The sequence below is a fragment of the Sphingomonas silueang genome (genome assembly GCF_040049155.1).
Lineage (GTDB): Bacteria > Pseudomonadota > Alphaproteobacteria > Sphingomonadales > Sphingomonadaceae > Sphingomonas > Sphingomonas silueang.
Map to the genome: position 1 here is coordinate 50,428 of NZ_JBDZDK010000005.1, position 15,927 is coordinate 66,354.

Below are 15,927 nucleotides of genomic sequence, written 5' to 3' on the forward strand. Positions count from 1 at the left end.
ACCGCGGAACCACGGTGCGCCGCCGTACTGGTCAGCGCGCCGTGATCCGCGTCGCGACCGAGCGATCGAGGCGGCCCAGCCCCTTGCGCGCGATCGCATGCGCGCTGGCGACCTGCTGGGATGCGAGCAGCAGCGAGGCGTCCTCGCCCTCGAGCACGCGCTGATACGGCGTGCGCGCTTCCGCCGGGCGGTCGGTCATCGCATAGACCGCTGCGAGATTCAGCAGAACCTGCGGCTCGCGGCTACCCGCGCGGGTATCGCGCTCCAGATCGCGTTCGGCCTGGCTCAGCTTGCCGCTGGTAATCGCGGCATGGACATATTGCGCGTCCTGCGCCTGTGCGCTGCCCGCGAACACCACCGCGGACAGCGCCGCGCCAAGCAGGGTCTTCGTTCCGATTCGCATGTCGTCATCTCCTGTTTGTTACGTCATGATGACATCAATGTTTCACTTTCACGACACGGGAACAAGCGTTCATTCGTACCGTGCAGGCACAAAAAAAGGGCGGCCGAAGCCGCCCTCATGCGAACCGGAGCGGAAAGCCGCTCCGATGTCAGGCAACGATCAGAAGTCGTTGCGATACTGTTCGTTGCCGACGAAGCCGAGCTTCGTGACGTTCGACCGCTTGATGATCGCCAGCGTCCCGTCGACCACTTCATAGCGCGCCGTGGCGTCGGGCTGGAAATGGAGTTCGGGCTGCGGGTTCATGCCGACGGTCTGGTCCAGATACTGGGTCAGCGTCACCTCGTCGACCGGCGTCCCGTTCCACGCCACCACGCCCTGCGCGTTGATCGTGATCTTGTTCTTCTGCGGGTCGATGTTGTTCTGCGGCCGGTTGTCCGGCTGCGGCAGGTCGACCTTCACCGCGTGGCTCTGGATCGGGATGGTGATGATGAACATGATAAGCAGCACGAGCAGCACGTCGATCAACGGCGTCGTGTTCATGTCCATCATCGGTTCGTCGTCTGCGCGACCGCCACCACTCATTGCCATGTCAGGCTACTCCTATTGACGCGCGCGCGGCGTGGTGTTGGGGTCCGGTTCGGAGATGAACCCGACCTTGGTGAACCCGGCCGACTGCATCGTATAGATGGTGCCGCCGATGCACCGGTACGGCGTGTTCACGTCGCCGCGGATGTGCACTTCGGGCAGTTCGAGGTTCGGGTTGCCGACGCCACCCTGCCGGGCGATTTCGTCTTCCAGCTTCTTGACCGCGCGATCGCGCAGCTCGCCCGCCTTCACCCGGGTCAGACCCCAGTAGACCGCGCATTCGCCGTCGAGACCCTGTACCGAGAGCGAGACGTTCTCGGGCTTGGTCGTCGTGGGCTCAAACACGACCTTGGGCAGCTTGAGGCCGCTCACCTGCTGGACCACGACCGGAACCGCGATCAGGAAGATGATCAGCAGCACGAGCATGACGTCCACGAGCGGCGTGGTATTGATGTCCGAGAGGGGGGCTTCATCGCCGCCGCCGCCAACACTCATCGCCATGAGGCTATCCTATCCACTTCTACTCAGTCGAACCGCCGGGCGGGCGTTCGCATCGCCCGGCGGTATCCGGCGTCGTCTCTTACGAGCGCGGCGCGGTCGGCACGCCACCGGCCTGGCCGGCGGTCGTGCTGCCGGTGGTCACCGGCTTGGCGGTCGGGGCCGGGCCGCGGACCGAAGCGACGGCCGGGCGGACCGCACCGTTCGAGGCGAGGAAGCCGAGCACGTCGTTCGAGAAGGCCGACAGGTCTTCCGCGATGCCCTTGTTGCGGCGCTGCAGCCAGTTGTAGGCGAGCACCGCGGGAACCGCGACGACCAGACCGATGGCGGTCATGATGAGCGCTTCACCGACCGGGCCGGCGACGTCGCCGATCGCGGCCTGACCGGCGGCACCGATCTTCACCAGCGCGCGGTAGATGCCGACCACGGTACCGAACAGACCGACGAACGGCGAGGTCGCGCCGACGGTCGCGAGGAAGGCGAGGCCGCCGTTGAGCTTCGAGTTGATCGCCGCTTCCGAACGCGCCAGCGAGCCGTGCAGCCAGTCATGCGCCTCGACCGGATCGGTCAGCTTGCCGTGCTGTTCCTGCGCGGCGAGGCCGTCGTCGACGATCTGGCGATAGGCCGAGTTCTTCTCGAGCTTCGCGGCGCCTTCGCGCAGCGAGTTCGACTGCCAGAAGGTGGCGCGGACGCGCTTCGCCTGGTTGATGATCTTCTGCTGTTCGACCAGCTTGGTGAACAGGATGTAGAACGAGCCGACCGACATGATCACGAGGATGCCGAGCGTGGTGAAGGCGATCGCGCCGCCCTGCTGCAGGGCCTCGAAGAAGCCGAAGTTCGGCTGACCGGCAGGCGCGCCGGCGGCGAGGATGGGGGTGAGCATCGACTGGTTTTCCTTAAGAGAGTATGACCAACAGGAGATGTTTTCGAGCTATCGCGACCCCGCCCTTCCCGGTCGCACGGACCGGAAAGCCGGGTCGTTACCGGTCGTTACCGGTCTTCGGGCAGCTTCCAGGTGAAACGAAGCGTCTTCGTTCCGCCGGGCACCGGCTGTCCCGCGGCATTGAGTGCCGGCGAATAGCGGCCGCGCGACGTCACCAGACGGCATGCGGTGCGATCCAGCAGCGCCGAGCCCGAACTCGACGACACGCGACAGTTCTCGATCCGCCCCTGCGCGTTCACTTCGAACGTGATGCCGCTGACGCCCTGATCCTGCGAGTTGATCGCGGCGGCAGGGTAATCGTCGTTGGTGACCCACGACGCGGGATTTCCCTTGATCGCGGCGGCCTTGCTGATCACCGGCGCAGGCGGCGCGGGAGGCGCAGCCGGAGCAGGCGGGGCCGGCGGCGCGGCGACCGGGATCGGGTTGTACGTCGGCGGCGGGGTCGTCACCGACTGCACCACCACCGGCGGCGGGGCCTGGGTCCGAACGATCGGCGGCGGAGTCACGACCGGGGGCGGCGACTGCGGCTGCGGCTGTTCGGGCGGCGGCGGGGGCGGAGGAATCTCCTCGGGCGGGGGCGGCGGTTCCTGGACGTCGAACGTCTCGGTATCCTCGACCGCCTTCTTCACATATTTATAGGCGAGACCGGAAATGAACGCATACCCGATCAACACGTGGAGCAACCCCACGAGGACCAGCGCGACAATCCGGCCGTTACCTGCTTTTTGGTCAGCGTAAGCCATTCAGCAACCAAACTCCTCTAGCCCGGTACATTGGATCACGGCATGTCGGAACTTCGACGCGCCACAACCGTACGTCCGGGGCTACGCGGCATTCCGGACATCGATTGTCTATCGCGGCCTTTTGTGCGACGCAAACGCTTTGTCGGACGAAACAATCGTACAATCGCGACATGACGAAAATAAGTCTGTAACGCCGCCGGTCCGCGGCCTATCTATGTCCCCCATGAGGTCGATCCCCGCCGCGACGGCCAGCGCCGCGCTTCTCTTCGCCGTCGCCGCACCCCCTGCCGTCGGCCAGACCGGCGGCGATGCCGTTGTAGCTGCTGCCGATTCGGGCGGTCCCGGTTACGCCCGGCTCGCGCGGCTGGTGCTCGACGCACCGCTGGTCATCGACGCGACGATCCGGTCGGCGGCGCGAATCCCGCCTGCCGAGGCGACCGGCCTCGCACCCGGCCATGTCCGTTTCTTCGTCACCGCCGATGTCGGGGCGCTGGTCCGCGCCGCCGGGCCGCTGCCCGCGCGAATCGGCTTTCTGGTCGACGTGCCGTTCGATTCGCGGGGACGTGCGCCTAGTCTGAAGAAGCAGCGGGTGATCGCCTTCGCCCGCCCGGTCGCGGGCAGCGCCGATCAGGTGCAGCTCATCACCGCCGATGCGCGGTTCGGCTGGACCCCGGCGCTCGACGCGCAGGTGCGCGGCGTGGTGCGAGAGGTGATCGATCCCGCCGCGCCGCCCGCGATCACCGGCATCGGCAACGCCTTCCACGTACCGGGCACGCTGCCGGGCGAGGGCGAGACGCAGATCTTCCTGCAGACCGCGACCGGCGATCCGGTATCGCTGCTGGTGCTGCGTCGTCCGGGCGAGCAGCGGCGCTGGGCGCTGGCGCTGGGCGACATCATCGACGAGGCGGGCGGCCCGCCGCGGCGCGACACGCTGGCATGGTACCGGCTGGCCTGCACCCTGCCCGAGCAGCTGCCCGATGCCAGCGTCCAGTCGACCGGCGACGATGCGACGACCGCGCGCGAGGATTATCGCTTCGTACGGGAAGCGCTGGGCCGGTGCGACGACGGGCGGCGCGCTCAGTCCGGCTGACGCGCGAGGTGCACGAAGTCGCGTTCGTAGCGCACCATTCCCGCCCCGCCGTCGACGAACAGCAGCTGTCCCGTGCTGGCGCGCGCGGTGGACAGGAACAATACCGCATCGGCCACGTCGTCGGTCGTCGGCAGCCGTTCGAGCGGCATTAGCGCGCGCAACCGGTCGATCTGTCCCGCGTCATACTCGTCGGTGGCGAGCGTCAGTCCGGGTGCCACGCCGTTGACGCGGACGCCCGGCGCGAGTGCCGCGGCCAGCGTCCGCGTCGCCTCCGCCAGCGCCTGTTTCGAGAGCGTGTAGGCGAGCTGGTCGCGGTGCGGGTGGGCGATCCGCTGGTCGAGGATGTTGACCACCGCCGCCCCGCCCTGCGCCGCCAGCGCGCTGGCCAGCACGAACGGCGCGGCGGCGTTCACCGCGAAATGGGCGGCCAGCGACTCGGGCGACGGGACCGCATCGTCGGTCGCGCGGAAGCAGGAGGCGTTGTTGACCAACAGCTCGACCGGTCGCCCGAACCGCGCCGCGACCGCCGGGACCAGCGCCGCCGTCTGCGCCGCATCGGCGAGATCGGCGGCGAACCAAGCGCAGGTCGCCCCCGCCGCCTCGATGGCCGTCACCAGCGTCGGATCGGGATCGCCCTTGCGCGAGGCATGGAGCGCCACGTCGTGCCCCGCCTGCGCCAGCCGCAGCGCGATCGCCGCGCCCAGCCGCCGGAAGCTGCCGGTGACGAGCGCGAGGCGGCGGCTCACCGCCGGTGCCGGACCATGGTGACGCCGATCGCCTCGCCCGCCTCGGCGATGGCCAGCTTCACGATCCGGATCTTCACCCGCTGCACCCGCGGGTCGGACAGGAACAGCGTGTCGGCGATATGGTCGGCGACCCCTTCGATCAGGGTGAAATGCACCCCCTGCGGCAGCGCGGTCGTCGCGGCGTGCTTCAGGTCGAGATAGCTCTTCGACGCCGACAGCGGCGTATCGGGCGCGAAATGCTCGGGACAGTCGAGATCGACCGTCATCGAGATGCGCAGCGGCTGCGGCAGATGGGTCTCTTCGGAATAGACGCCGGTCAGGACGTTCACTTCCAGGTCATGGACTTCAAGCTGTAGCGAATCGCGCACGTCGCACCTGTCATCGTTCGGGAATATCGGCGCGGTAGCAAAGCGTAAGGCTTGCGTCGCGCGTCATCGGCGGTACAGGCCCCTGCCCGTTTGCACGAATGGAATGCCGTTGCCCGATCTCGTTCCCCTGGCCCATGCCGATCCGGTCGCCCTCGAAGCGCTGCTCGACGCGGCGTTCGGTGCGGATCGACGCCGGCGCACGGTGTACCGGGTGCGTGCCGGGCTGCAACCGATCGCGGATCTGAGCTTCGCGCTGATCGAGGACGGCGAACTGGTCGGCAGCATCCAGTGCTGGCCGGTGCAACTGGATACCGACGGCGGCGGATCGGTCCCGCTCGTCATGGTCGGGCCGGTCGCGGTGGCGCCGCCCAGGCAGGGCACCGGCATCGGGCGGCGGCTGATGGAGCGCGCAATCGCGGCGGCGGGGGCGGACGCACCGCTGATGCTGATGGGCGATCCCGACTATTACCGGCGCTTCGGCTTCGGCGCGGCACGCACCGCGCGCTGGCGGCTGCCCGGTCCGTTCGAGCCGCACCGGTTGCTGGCGAGGGGCGCGGTGCCGGATGCGGCGGGCATGATCGCGGCGCGCACGACGGCCCTCGTCTGACCATCGAGGTACGAAACGGCAACAAACACTTGTCGCGCCCCGATTCCCGGAGGTAACGGGAAGCATGCCGATGCAGCCCCCCGTCGATTTCGCCAGTCTCTCGCTTGCCGAGGTGGCACGCCTTGCCGCCGAGGCGAAGCTGCCGCCGGTCGATCGCTGGAACCCGACGCATTGCGGCGACAGCGACATGCGGATCGCCGCCGACGGCAGCTGGCATCACCAGGGCAGCCCGATCACACGGGCCGAGATGGTGCGGCTGTTCGCCACCATCCTGCGCCGCGAGGAGGACGGCAGCCACGTCCTCGTCACCCCGGTCGAGAAGCTGTCGATCGCGGTGGACGATGCGCCGTTCGTCGCGGTCGAGGCGAAGTTCTCGGGCGAGGGACCGGCGCAGCGCATCGCCTTCCGCCTCAATACCGACGAGCCGGTGGTGGCGGATGCGACCCATGCGATCCGGATCGAGGGTGGCGCCGACGCCCCGCGCCCCTATCTGCGCGTACGCGGCGGGATGGACGCGCTGATCGCGCGACCGGTGTTCTACGAACTGGTCGAGCGGCTGGAGACCGGGCCGGACGGCGCGCGCGGGCTGTGGAGCGAAGGGGCGTTCTTTCCGTTCGAGGCGGCATGACGCTGGCCGATGCGCTGCGGGCGCGGCTCGGCCCGCCGCGTGATGAGGTGCTGGCGGGCGACCTGATCGACGAGGCGCTGGTCGATGCGCCGCGCGCCGCGGCGGTGCTGATCGCCGTGACCGACCGGGCCGAGCCGGGGGTGTTGCTGACCCAGCGAACCGATACGCTGCGCAACCATGCCGGGCAGATCGCCTTTCCCGGCGGCAGCATCGATCCGGACGATGCCGACGCCCCCGCCGCCGCGCTGCGCGAGGCATGGGAGGAAATCGCGCTGCCCGCCGATCGTGCCGAGCTGGTCGCGACGCTCGACCCCTATCGCACCGTCACCGGCTTTGCGGTGACGCCGGTGCTGGCGGTGGTGCCGCCCGACCTGCCGCTGGTTCCCGCGCCGGGCGAGGTCGGGGCGATCTTCGAGGTGCCGCTCGCCTTTCTGCTCGACACCGCGAACCATGCGACCGGCAGCGGCTGGTTCCGCGGGCGCGAGCGGCATTTCCACGAACTGGTCTTCGGCGAACGGCGCATCTGGGGTGCGACCGCGGCGATGATCGTCAACCTGAGCAAGCGACTGACATGGCCCTGATCCTGCCCCACGCCGACTGGATGGACCGTCCGGGGCTCGACCGGCTGGCGGCGGCGCTCGACGCCGCCGGGGGTCATGCCCGCTATGTCGGCGGTGCGGTGCGCGACACGCTGCTCGGCCTGCCGGTCGCCGACATCGACGTCGCGACGACCCATGCCCCCGACCGGACCGTCGCGCTGCTGGAGGCGGCGGGGATCAAGGCGATCCCGACCGGCATCGCCCATGGCACCGTCACCGCGGTCAGCGACGGCACCGTGGTCGAGGTGACGACGCTGCGCCGCGACGTCGCGACCGACGGCCGTCATGCCGAGGTCGCCTTCACCGACGACTGGCGCGCCGATGCCGCGCGCCGCGACTTCACGATCAACGCGCTCTACGCCGACATGGGCAGCCGCGCGGTGCACGACTATTTCGACGGCACGACCGATCTGGCCGCCGGGCGGGTGCGCTTCATCGGCGATCCGTTGCAGCGCATCGCCGAGGACCACCTGCGCATCCTGCGCTTCTTCCGCTTCCTCGCCCGCTTCGGCGACACCCCCGATGCGGAGGGACTCGCGGCGAGCGTCGCGCGCGCCAACGACCTGATGGCCCTGTCGCGCGAACGGATCGCCGACGAACTGCTCAAGCTGCTGGTCGCCCCGCGCGCGGTGGCGATCGTCCGGCTGATGGCGGAGCAGGGCATCTTCCGCCCGGTGCTGCCGGAGGTGAACGAGGATTCGGCGGAGCGCCTCGCCGCGCTGGCCGAAGCGGAGGCGGCGGCCGGAGTCGCGCCCGATGCGATCCGGCGGCTGGCGGCGCTGCTTACCGCCGCGCAGGCCGAAGGCGTGACCGCACGGCTGAAACTGTCGAACGCGCAGCGCAAGCGGGTCGCGCTGGCACTGGGCGACGGACCTGCGGGGTCGCCGCATGAAATGGGCTATCGCCTCGGCACCGAAGGCGCGGTCGACCGGTTGCTGCTGGCAGGCGACAGCGCCGCCGCCGCTGCCCTCACCGGCTGGGAGCGCCCGACGCTACCGATCGGCGGGGGCGCGCTGGTCGAGCGGGGCCTGGCACGCGGGCCGGACGTGGCCAGGGCGCTGCGGATGGTCGAGGACCGCTGGATCGCGGAGGGCTTCCCCGACGCCGCGCGCACGGCAGCGATCGCCGACGAGGTCGCGGCTCACTGGTTGCGGGCGACGAGCAGGCGGTAGGCCGCGTCCTCGTCGATCGGGCGGGAGTAGTAATACCCCTGACCGAAGGCACAGCCGAGCGCGACGAGCGTCTGTTCCAGTTCGCGCGATTCGATCCCCTCGGCGATGGTCCGCATCCCTAGCGCCTGCGACAGGCTGAGAATCGCGCGCACGATCGCCACCTTGTCGCGATCGGCCAGCATGCCGGTGATGAAGCTGCGGTCGATCTTCAGCTTGTCGATCGGCAGCTTCTGGAGATAGGCGAGGTTGGAATAACCGGTGCCGAAATCGTCCATCGCGATGCTGATGCCGAGCTCCCGGAGCGCCAGCATCGTGTGCAGCGTCCGGTCGGGATCGACCACGAACGCGCTTTCCGTCAGTTCGAGGATGAAGCGCCGCCCGCCGAGCGCATGGCGCGACAGGACGCCCGCCACCATCGTCTCGATCTGGTCGCGCTGCAACTGGACCGCCGACAGGTTGACCGCGATGCGCACGCCGCAGTCGCCGCCCGAACGGGCATCCCACAGCGCCAGCGTCCGCGCCGCTTCGTCCATCGCCCAGCGGCCGAGCGGCACGATCAGCCCCGCCTCTTCCGCCACCGGGATGAAGTCGATCGGCGAAATGGCCCGTCCGTCGGGCAGCGTCCAGCGCGCCAGCGCCTCGAAACTGCTGATGTTGCCCGTCGACAGATCGCAGATCGGCTGGAACGCAAGGGTAAGCTGGCGATGCTCCACCGCATCGCGCAATTCGGTTTCGATCGAGAACTGGGTGCGCACGATGTCGAACAGGTGCGGACGATAGACCTCGGTCTGGCCGGTCTTCTTCGCGCGCTTCACCGCGAACTGGGCGTGCCGGATCAGATCCTCGGTCTCATCCGGTGCATCGTCGCCGAGCGCGATGCCGATCGCACAGTTGATGTGGATGTTGAAATCCGACAGGCGGAACGGCTGGACCAGCGCCTGCTGAATCCGCCTGGCGACTTCCAGCGCCTCGTCCGACCCGTTGGCTAGTGACAGCAACACCGCGAACTCGTCGCCGCCGGTACGCGCCAATATGTCGCGCCCGCGCAATGCACCGCGCAACCGCCGCGCCACCGAGATCAGCAACTCGTCGCCCGACAGCGATCCCATGCAGGCGTTGATGCGGCTGAACCGGTCGAGATTGATCGCCAGCACGGCGAACCCGCTGCGGTTGCTGTCGGTGATGCGGTCCTCGATCCGGTCGCTGAACCCGGTGCGGTTGAGCAGTCCGGTCAGCGAATCGGTGCTCATCTCGCGGCGCAGGCTCGCCTCCGTCCGGTGTTCCGGCGTATGGTCGAGCAACGTCATCAGGCAGCGCGGGATCGCGCGCGCGGCCGCCCGTCGCGCCAGTTGCACGTCGAAATGGCGGCTGTCGATCGCATCGCCGATGCGCAGCGGGAAGGTCAGCCGCTCCGCATCGGATCGCAGGAACGCCACGATCCGGTCGCCGATCGGCCCGATCAACGGTGATTCGCCCGCGACGCTGCCGAACCCCGCCGCGCGGAACGGCTGGTTCACGATGTCGAAGGCCAGCCCGTCCGGACCGAGCGACACGATCGCCATCGCGACCGGGGCAAGATCCAGCATCGGCTCGATATCGTCGGGCAGTGCGGGTGGCGGCGGCGTCGGCAACGACGGCGGACACGGGGTATCGTCCCGCTCCCCAGCGGCGGGCGGCAAGGCTTTCGCCCTGAACGCAGGAAGGATAAGCCGACGGAACACCATCGCCGCGAGCGTATACAAACGGGGGTTAACGCCTCCTAAATCGGCACCCCGACTATTTCGGCGTCCGATCCGGCAACGCCGGGTCGGGGCGGTACCGGCCCGCTCCCACGCAAGTGGATCGGATTCTAGAAGCGGTTGTCACGGGGGAAGCCGTTGGGCGGCATCCGGCCCGCCGCCCCGCGCGCCGCGCGCCACGGCGACAGGTCGCTTTCGGTCCGCGTCCGACCACTGTCGCCGCCCATCGTCCAGTGCAGCCCGTCGGCGAAGCGCAGCGTCCGGGCATCGGACAGGCCGCCGTCGCGGAAGCGTTGCAACTGCACCCCCTGCCCCCGCGCCATCTCCGCCAGTTCGCTCAACGGGAACAGCACCAGCTTGCGGTTGTCGCCGATCGCCGCGACATAATCGTCGTCCGGCGCGACCGGGCGGACCACCCGCATCCGCGCACCGGGGCGCGGGCTCATCACCTGCTTGCCCTTGCGCGTCTCGGCCAGCACATCGGCCACCCGCACCATGAAGCCGCGCCCGTCGCTCGCCGCCAGCAGCAGCCGGTCCGATGCCGCCGCCTTGAGCAGCGCGACGATCTGCGCCTCGCCTTCCAGATCGATCATCGCCCGCACCGGTTCGCCGAAGCCGCGCCCGCCGGGCAGCTTGTCCGCGCCGATGGTGAAGAACCGCCCGCCGTCGGTCGCCAGCAGCAGCTTGTCGGTCGTGTGCGCGTGAAAGGCGAAGGCGGGGCCGTCGCCCTCCTTGAACTTCGCGGTATCGGCGGAGGCCAGCTCGACATGACCCTTCAACGCCCGCACCCAGCCCCGCCGCGAGAGAATGACGGTCAGCGGTTCGCGCTCGATCATCGCCTCCGCCGGAATCTCGCGTGCGGGCGCGGCTTCCTCGATCGTCGTCCGCCTGGCGCCGAGCGGCGTGTCGAGGCCGTAGCGGTCGCGCATCTTCGTCAGGTCACGCTTCATCCGGGTGCGCTGGCGCGCCTCGCTGGACAGCAGCAGGGTCAGTTCGGCCTGCTCTTTCTCCAGCTTGGTCCGCTCGCCGCGGATTTCCATCTCCTCCAGCTTGCGCAGCGATCGCAGCCGCATGTTGAGGATCGCCTCGGCCTGCCGGTCGGTCAGGGCGAATTCGGCGATCAATACCGGCTTCGGCTCGTCCTCGCTGCGGATGATCGCGATCACCCGGTCGAGGTTGAGATAGGCCGCCAGATAGCCGTCGAGCAGTTCGATCCGGTCGGCGATCTTCGCCAGCCGATGCTCGCTGCGGCGGCGCAGCACCACGAACTGGTGGTCGAGCCACGCCTTGAGCGCTGCGCGGAGCGACATCACCCGCGGGGTGCGGTCCTTGTCGAGCACGTTGAGGTTGAGCGGAATCCGCGATTCGAGGTCGGTCAGGCGGAATAGCCCGTCCATCAGCACCTGCGGATCGACCGTGCGGCTGCGCGGTTCGAGCACGATGCGGATTTCGGCATCGGATTCGTCGCGCACGTCGCTCAGGATCGGCAGCTTCCTGTCGTTGATGAGCGCCGCGATCTGTTCGATCAGCTTGCCCTTCGCCACGCCGTACGGAATCTGCGTGACGACGATCTGCCACCCGCCGCCCTTCTCGCGCTCGATGCTGTGACGCGCCCGCACGCGAAAGCCGCCGCGACCGCTGGCATAGGCCTCGCGGATCGCCGCCGGGCTGTCGGCGACGATGCCGCCGGTCGGAAAGTCCGGCCCCTGCACCTTTGCCAGCACCGCCGCGTCGTCCGCCTCGGGCTGGTCGACCAGCACGATCGCCGCGTCGAGCAGTTCGGCGGCATTGTGCGGCGGCACGCTGGTCGCCATGCCGACCGCGATGCCGCTGGCGCCGTTGGCCAGCAGGTTGGGGAACATGCCGGGGAACAGCTCCGGCTCCTGCTCCTCGCCGTTGTAGGTCGCGCGGAAATCGGTCGCGTCCTCGTCGAGGCCCGCCATCAGGTCGATCGCGACCTGCGTCAGCCGTGCCTCGGTATAGCGATAGGCGGCGGCGTTATCGCCGTCGATGTTGCCGAAATTGCCCTGCCCGTCGACCAGCGGGTAGCGCAGCGCGAAATCCTGCGCGAGGCGGACCATTGCGTCATAGACCGACTGGTCGCCGTGGGGGTGATATTTGCCGATCACGTCGCCGACGACGCGCGCGCATTTCTTGTAGCCCGACGCCGGATCGAGCCGCAGCAGCCGCATCGCCCAGAGCAGGCGGCGATGCACCGGCTTCAACCCGTCGCGCACATCGGGCAGCGAGCGGGCGGTGATGGTGGACAGCGCATAGACGAGGTAGCGTTCGGACAGCGCGCTGTCGAACGGTGCGTCGAACACGCCGATCGGCGTCGAGGGGTCGGTCAGGTCGGTAGCCATCGCCACCGCCTTAGCAGGCCGCCCGCCCCCTTGCGAGCGCCGAAATGGAACAAACCGGGATCAGGCAGCCTGTGACCGCGTGTCGGTTGCCGCCGATGCCTGCGGCAGTTGCCCGTCGCACAGCGCCACGACATCGGCGACGATCGCATCCCATTCGTCCGCCCCGAACTCGACCAGCCCGAACAGCCGCATGACGAACGCCCCTTCCATCGCCAGGAACGCCAGCCGCAGCCAGCGGCCCTCCGGGGTCGACACGTCGATCGCATCGATCCGTTCGCGATAGAAGACGCGCACCAGCTTCATGTGCATCGGCGAATTGAGCACCGATACCAGCAGGCTCGGCGCGCCGCGCTGCGATCGATCGTCATAGTCGCTGGCATAGGCGATATGCGCGCGGGTCATCGCATGGCCGTTGGGCACGGTATCGATCGATCCGGCCATCCGCTCGGCATATTCGGTCCGCCAGCGCTCGAACATCGCGGCGATCAGCGCTTCCTTGCTGCGGAAGCTATATTGCACGCCGCCGTTGGTGATCCCCATCTGTTCGGCCACCGCGGCGATGGTCAAGCCGGTCGGTCCCTTTGCCAGCGTTACCGCTTCCGCCGCGTCGAGGATGCCGTCGCGTTCGATCGTCCGAATTCTACCCACGTTCAAACCCCTTAGCGGCCATCCCCCCCCGGGACCGCACATCGTCGATTCGGCTCTTAACCGAAATCTATCCGGAAAAGACACATTTATTATACGAAATCTGTCACTGCCATTTGGTACTATTTCACTCTTGATGGACCATGCACCGATCATGCCCGATCCGTCCGCCGCCGCAAGCGTTTCACTGCCGATGACATGGGCCGACCTGACCGACCGGCCCCGCCCGCAGGCCGATCGCGCCTATCCCTATGGGCCGGATTCGCTTCAGACGGCCGACCTGTGGCTGCCCGCAGGCCCGCCGCCGCCGGGCGGCTGGCCGGGCGTGGTGATGGTCCATGGCGGTTGCTGGCAGAGTTCGATCGCGGACCGGCGGCTGATGGACTGGGCGGCGGCCGACCTGCGCGGGCGGGGCATGGCGGTATGGAACATCGACTATCGCGGAGTCGATCGCGCGGGCGGGGGCTATCCGGGCACCTTCCGCGACGTGGCCGCCGCTGCCGATCTGATCCGCGACGCGGCGGCCGAAGTACCGATCGACCTGTCGCGGATCGTCGCGATCGGCCATTCGGCGGGCGGGCACCTCGCCCTGTGGCTGGCGGCGCGACCGCGCCTGCCGACCGGAAGCCCGCTCGTGACCGACGATCCGCTGCCGATCGCCCACGTCGTCTGCCTCGGCGGCCTGCCGGACCTTGCGGCGGTCGAGCGCGATCCGGCCAACGGCTGCGGGACCGAGGTGATCGCATCGCTGGTCGGCGACCGCGCGGATCGCTTCGCCGACACCTCGATCCCCGAACTGCTGCCGATCGGCGTGCCGCAGGCGCTGGTCCATGCCGAGGGCGACCGGATCGTCCCCGCCTATATGGCCACCGACTATCAGGCAGCCGCGGTGGCGGCAGGCGATGCGGCGACGCTCCACCGGGTAGAGGGCGGACATGTCGAACTGATCGCGCCGGGCAGCAACGCATGGGGCTGCGCGGTCGAGCGGGTGGGCCGGGCACTCTACTTCCGCTCCCCTTGACCTCCCTGCCACATTTAGGTCACATTTACGCCTCAATTGAGGCGGGAGCGTTCAATGTGGCTGCGGGCTTCGGTAGGTGCGCTGGCATTGCTGGCGACGGGATGCGGGCGGGCGCCGGATGCGTCGGAACCGCAGGATGCCGCGCCCGGCGTAAACGTCACCGCCGCACCGGGGGTCGCCTTTCGCTATCGCTACGGCTTCCGCCTGCCCGCCGCGCGGATCGCGACGCTGCAGGAAGCGCATGCCGCGGCGTGCGAGCGGCTGGGCACGGCGCGCTGCCGCATCACCGGCATGCGCTACGCCCGTGACGAGGACAACCGGATCGACGCGATGCTTCCGTTCGCGCTCGCCCTTGATCTGGCCCGGGGTTTCGGTCGCGATGCGATTCGCGCGGTCGAGGCGGCGGACGGCATGTTGCTGAATGCCGAGATCACCGGCGAGGATGCTGGCGCGCGCATTGACCAGCTGGCGCAGGCACGCGATGCCGCCGTGGCCGACCGCACGCAACTCGACGCACGCACCGCCGGTACGACGCGCGAGGCCCGCGCCGAGCTGGAGCGGCAACGCGCCGCCGCGAACGATGCGGCACGACAGGCTACGGCGGGCATGGCCAAACAACGCACCGCACTGGCCGCGACGCCGGTCGTGTTCGACTATCGCTCGGGCGCCGCGATCCGCGGGTTCGATCCGGCATCGCCGCTGACCCGCGCCGCCGGCCTGACGATCGCATCCACCCGCTGGACGATCGGTACCACGCTCGCGCTGCTCGGGGTGGGGCTGCCGCCGCTGCTGCTGGGGCTGCTCGGCTGGTGGGCATGGCAGCGCGCCCGGCGTGCGTGGCGGCTGCGGCAGCCGCGCGCCGCCTGATTGCGCGCGCGCGGCCCTTCGGCTATGCGGCGGGCTTCTATCGGGCGGCGGGACCGCCCCTGCCAACTTCGTCGAAGGAAATCGCATGGCTCGCCGCCGCCAGATCTATGAAGGCAAGGCAAAGATCCTCTACGAGGGTCCCGAACCCGGCACGCTGATCCAGTATTTCAAGGATGACGCGACCGCCTTCAACGCCCAGAAGAAGGGCACGATCAGCGGCAAGGGGGTGCTGAACAACCGCATTTCCGAGCATGTCTTCACCCTGCTCGGCAACATCGGCGTGCCGACCCATTTCATCCGCCGCCTGAACATGCGCGAGCAGCTGATCCGCCAGGTCGAGATCGTGCCGATCGAGGTCGTGGTGCGCAACGTCGCGGCGGGTTCGCTGTCGAAGAAGCTGGGGATCGAGGAAGGGCAGCAGCTGCCCCGCACGATCATCGAATATTATTACAAGGACGATGCGCTCGGCGATCCGATGGTGTCGGACGAACATATCCTGTGCTTCGGCTGGGCCGCGCAGGACGAGCTGCACGAGATGGCCGACATGGCGATCCGGGTGAACGACTTCCTCTCGGGCCTGTTCGCCGGCATCGGCATCCGGCTGGTCGACTTCAAGCTGGAGTTCGGCCGCATCTGGGACAACGACTTCAGCCGCATCATCCTCGCGGACGAGATCAGCCCGGACGGCTGCCGCCTGTGGGACATGGCCACCAACGAAAAGCTCGACAAGGACCGCTTCCGGCGCGACCTCGGCGGCGAGGTGGAAGCCTATCAGGAAGTCGCCCGGCGGCTGGGGCTGCTGCCCGAGGGCGCGGACTCGGCGGTGCTCGACCTCGAGGTGCACCGCAAGAAGCGCGAGAAGTAAGGCCGCAACCTCCGGAGCGAACCGTACCCCCGCCTGCGCGGGGGT

At 68.8% G+C, this 15,927-nt stretch carries 18 protein-coding genes; 8 read left to right on the plus strand and 10 right to left on the minus strand.

Annotated elements, in window-relative coordinates:
* Positions 1-31: 31 nt before the first annotated feature.
* The 5 genes from ABLE43_RS06930 to ABLE43_RS06950 form a co-directional block, all read right to left on the minus strand.
* The gene (locus tag ABLE43_RS06930) at positions 32-403 is read right to left on the minus strand and encodes a tetratricopeptide repeat protein (protein WP_348977753.1); all 372 of its coding nucleotides are present in this window, start codon (positions 401-403) and stop codon (positions 32-34) included.
* 159 nt (positions 404-562) lie between these two features.
* Positions 563-991, minus strand: a complete 429-nt coding sequence (locus ABLE43_RS06935; protein ID WP_348977754.1) for an ExbD/TolR family protein — start codon at positions 989-991, stop codon at positions 563-565.
* A 12-nt stretch (positions 992-1,003) separates the two neighbouring features.
* Positions 1,004-1,489 (minus strand): ExbD/TolR family protein, encoded by a 486-nt coding sequence (locus tag ABLE43_RS06940; RefSeq protein WP_348977755.1) that lies wholly within the window; start codon positions 1,487-1,489, stop codon positions 1,004-1,006.
* Positions 1,490-1,568: 79 nt separating this feature from the next.
* On the minus strand, positions 1,569-2,369 hold the full coding sequence (locus ABLE43_RS06945; protein WP_348977756.1) for a MotA/TolQ/ExbB proton channel family protein: 801 nt from the start codon (positions 2,367-2,369) through the stop codon (positions 1,569-1,571).
* Between the two features lie 107 nt (positions 2,370-2,476).
* Positions 2,477-3,103 (minus strand): energy transducer TonB, encoded by a 627-nt coding sequence (locus tag ABLE43_RS06950; RefSeq protein ID WP_348977757.1) that lies wholly within the window; start codon positions 3,101-3,103, stop codon positions 2,477-2,479.
* Positions 3,104-3,395: 292 nt separating this feature from the next.
* On the opposite strand from ABLE43_RS06950, the gene ABLE43_RS06955 reads away from it, so the two are divergent.
* Complete coding sequence (locus tag ABLE43_RS06955; RefSeq protein WP_348977758.1) at positions 3,396-4,262, plus strand: hypothetical protein; 867 nt, start codon at positions 3,396-3,398, stop codon at positions 4,260-4,262.
* Here ABLE43_RS06955 and ABLE43_RS06960 read toward each other — a convergent pair.
* Positions 4,250-5,008, minus strand: coding sequence for an SDR family oxidoreductase (locus ABLE43_RS06960; protein ID WP_348977759.1), 759 nt, complete (start codon positions 5,006-5,008; stop codon positions 4,250-4,252). The genes ABLE43_RS06955 and ABLE43_RS06960 overlap by 13 nt on opposite strands.
* Complete coding sequence (locus tag ABLE43_RS06965) at positions 5,005-5,376, minus strand: dihydroneopterin aldolase (RefSeq protein ID WP_348977760.1); 372 nt, start codon at positions 5,374-5,376, stop codon at positions 5,005-5,007. Before ABLE43_RS06965 ends, ABLE43_RS06960 begins: the two co-directional genes overlap by 4 nt.
* 109 nt (positions 5,377-5,485) lie before the next feature.
* On the opposite strand from ABLE43_RS06965, the gene ABLE43_RS06970 reads away from it, so the two are divergent.
* The 4 genes from ABLE43_RS06970 (at position 5,486) to ABLE43_RS06985 (ending at position 8,382) form a co-directional block, all read left to right on the plus strand.
* Positions 5,486-5,983 carry a GNAT family N-acetyltransferase gene (locus tag ABLE43_RS06970; RefSeq protein WP_348977761.1) on the plus strand — a complete coding sequence of 166 codons (498 nt, stop codon included), beginning with the start codon at positions 5,486-5,488 and terminating at the stop codon, positions 5,981-5,983.
* A gap of 64 nt (positions 5,984-6,047) precedes the next feature.
* Positions 6,048-6,611 (plus strand): DUF1285 domain-containing protein, encoded by a 564-nt coding sequence (locus tag ABLE43_RS06975; protein WP_348977762.1) that lies wholly within the window; start codon positions 6,048-6,050, stop codon positions 6,609-6,611.
* Positions 6,608-7,192 carry a CoA pyrophosphatase gene (locus ABLE43_RS06980; protein WP_348977763.1) on the plus strand — a complete coding sequence of 195 codons (585 nt, stop codon included), beginning with the start codon at positions 6,608-6,610 and terminating at the stop codon, positions 7,190-7,192. Before ABLE43_RS06975 ends, ABLE43_RS06980 begins: the two co-directional genes overlap by 4 nt.
* Positions 7,183-8,382, plus strand: coding sequence for a CCA tRNA nucleotidyltransferase (locus tag ABLE43_RS06985; RefSeq protein ID WP_348977764.1), 1,200 nt, complete (start codon positions 7,183-7,185; stop codon positions 8,380-8,382). Before ABLE43_RS06980 ends, ABLE43_RS06985 begins: the two co-directional genes overlap by 10 nt.
* Here the strand turns inward: ABLE43_RS06985 and ABLE43_RS06990 are convergent.
* The 3 genes from ABLE43_RS06990 to ABLE43_RS07000 all read right to left on the minus strand — a co-directional run bounded on the left by ABLE43_RS06990 (position 8,352) and on the right by ABLE43_RS07000 (position 13,132).
* On the minus strand, positions 8,352-9,968 hold the full coding sequence (locus ABLE43_RS06990; RefSeq protein WP_348977765.1) for a putative bifunctional diguanylate cyclase/phosphodiesterase: 1,617 nt from the start codon (positions 9,966-9,968) through the stop codon (positions 8,352-8,354). The two genes, ABLE43_RS06985 and ABLE43_RS06990, sit on opposite strands and share 31 nt — an antisense overlap.
* Before the next feature lie 263 nt (positions 9,969-10,231).
* Positions 10,232-12,484 (minus strand): DNA topoisomerase IV subunit A, encoded by a 2,253-nt coding sequence (parC, locus tag ABLE43_RS06995; RefSeq protein WP_348977766.1) that lies wholly within the window; start codon positions 12,482-12,484, stop codon positions 10,232-10,234.
* Between the two features lie 60 nt (positions 12,485-12,544).
* Positions 12,545-13,132 (minus strand): TetR/AcrR family transcriptional regulator, encoded by a 588-nt coding sequence (locus tag ABLE43_RS07000; protein ID WP_348977767.1) that lies wholly within the window; start codon positions 13,130-13,132, stop codon positions 12,545-12,547.
* A gap of 151 nt (positions 13,133-13,283) precedes the next feature.
* Here ABLE43_RS07000 and ABLE43_RS07005 point away from each other — a divergent pair, with 151 nt between their 5' ends.
* The 3 genes from ABLE43_RS07005 (at position 13,284) to purC (ending at position 15,882) form a co-directional block, all read left to right on the plus strand.
* Positions 13,284-14,150: an alpha/beta fold hydrolase gene (locus tag ABLE43_RS07005; protein WP_348977768.1), complete on the plus strand. Its 867-nt coding sequence runs from the start codon at positions 13,284-13,286 to the stop codon at positions 14,148-14,150.
* 54 nt (positions 14,151-14,204) lie between these two features.
* Entirely contained in the window at positions 14,205-15,017 is an 813-nt protein-coding gene (locus ABLE43_RS07010; protein WP_348977769.1) for a hypothetical protein, read from the plus strand.
* 85 nt (positions 15,018-15,102) lie between these two features.
* The gene (gene purC, locus ABLE43_RS07015) at positions 15,103-15,882 is read left to right on the plus strand and encodes a phosphoribosylaminoimidazolesuccinocarboxamide synthase (protein ID WP_348977770.1); all 780 of its coding nucleotides are present in this window, start codon (positions 15,103-15,105) and stop codon (positions 15,880-15,882) included.
* Positions 15,883-15,927: the final 45 nt, after the last annotated feature.